Below are 1,865 nucleotides of genomic sequence, written 5' to 3'. Positions count from 1 at the left end.
ACCCTAACCACTCATCTGTCATTTGCCCATACTTATCTTTGCCTACAGTTTCATTATGTATACTTATTTTTTCATCCAACTCTTTTATTTCATTAAGAAGATCCTTTGTAACAATCATACCTGTATAGTCTTTTTCTGTTAGACCTGATTTTTCATGAAATTCCACCACCCAGTAATCCTTTTGATTTTCATCTGTATACAATATATTTTGATTTAAGATATTTTTCGGGCTGAAGCTCTTTTCTCTTTCTATTTGTAACTCATGGATTTTTTCAGCTTCTTCATAAGATACTTCTCTTTCATCCTGAATTAGAAGAATTTCTTCTTCCCTTTGTATATCCGGATCAATGGCGGTACCGTTTTCTTTATCCGTTATATCCTGTTCTTCTTCCGGATTAAAATTCTCTGACTCTATATTTTCTTCTTTTGATTTTTTCTGTTTTTGTATATCGGACACAACATCCTTACTTTCGTATCTACCATTCTTTATTAAGTTTTTAACCCTTACTGCAACCTGACTCCAGCTAAGTATAAGCTTGGGAGAGTTTCCCTTTTTAAGACCTATTCCCTTAGCATCATGCCATTCACTGCTTTCCATATTTCCTGATAAAGCATGAGTTCTTCCACCTGTGCCGTACTCATTTTTTAAAAACTCCGCCTGTTCTGAAAGTGTATGATTTTCTCTAAAAAAGTCAGCAATCCGTTTTTTACCTCCTGAAATACCGCTTCCACTTCTTAAGTTTTCATCTATCTCATCTTCTGTGATAAATTCTTTTATTCTCGGTAATTCCATAAGACCGGAACTAAGTTCCTTCCTTGGTATCTCCAAATCATTTAACCTTTGTAAAATCTCATCCGGCTTATGAAAATGAAATCTTAATATCCCCTTATTTCCCATATAGTCCTGTAAAAATATGCTATATTCTTCTCTAAGTTTATTCCTAAATTCAGGACTTCTAAGCTTTTCTGTAAGTTCTTCGGTTTCATTAGGAAATCCTTGTTTTTCTGTTCGATCAAGAACCTGTAGGTATTCTTTTTTTAAATCATCTGCAAAATCTCTTTTTAAGTACCACAGCTTTTTAGCAAGTTCTTTTCTTTCATAAGAAAAAGCTTCCGCCACCTCTACATTGGTTGCATATTCACTGCTTTCAATAAGCTCTCCTATACGCTTTGACGCATCAGACCATGATAAAATCTGCATAGGATTTGTTTTTGATGAAATATCATTGGATAAGTAGATTCCTTCTTTATCATACCATGCGCAAACCTTATTCCCGGCTACCTCATAACCGTTTCCACCTTTAAAAGTATCTTTAAGAAATCCGGATAATTCTTCTATACTTTTCCCCTTGGAATACTCAGCCAAAACCTTTAATCTTAGGTTTTCTTCATTTCCTCCATAAATTAAAACCGTATCTACTTCTTTTTGCTGTAAGGGCAAGTTAAATCGCACCTGACCGCCTTCATTCTGGGCAAAAGAAAAAGAAGTCTTATCGACTTCCCTTTCAATATTTCTGATATTTAATTGTGAATCATTTTCTATGCCCAGACTATCTGTTCCAATACCATCCTTGTAAGTGTCATATCGAGATTTTTCTTCAGTCCCGTATATTTCAGAAAATCTTCCGACTTCAGTTCGTTTGTAAGCCCCCAAGCCTCCATCATTTTCGGCTCCTCCTTCTCCAAAAATTCCTGTGCCTGTTCCTCTATATTTAGAAGATGCTCCATCAATGTCCCTCTGTAATACATGCTCTGATACTGATTCTCCCTGTTTTCTTTCAGGAATTTTAGTCTCTCCCTGCCAAATCTGTTCAGCCTGCTCTGATCTATTATCTTTGGCATCTTGATATTCGGTATCAGAACTT

The 1,865-nt window shown here is 35.5% G+C and carries 1 protein-coding gene and 1 pseudogene; both read right to left on the bottom strand.

The window, feature by feature from the left end:
• Positions 1-1,654: pseudogene (locus J4O15_RS15535) on the bottom strand (helicase-related protein); the annotation flags it as partial.
• Positions 1,540-1,865, bottom strand: a 326-nt coding sequence (locus tag J4O15_RS15530) for a TnpV protein (RefSeq protein WP_208101465.1), incomplete at its 5' end; no start/stop codon positions are given. The gene J4O15_RS15530 and the pseudogene J4O15_RS15535, both read right to left, overlap by 115 nt.

Origin of the sequence: Lachnoanaerobaculum sp. Marseille-Q4761 (genome assembly GCF_017565785.1) — a bacterium.
Lineage (GTDB): Bacteria > Bacillota > Clostridia > Lachnospirales > Lachnospiraceae > Lachnoanaerobaculum.
This window is presented reverse-complemented; position numbering and strand designations above follow the sequence as displayed.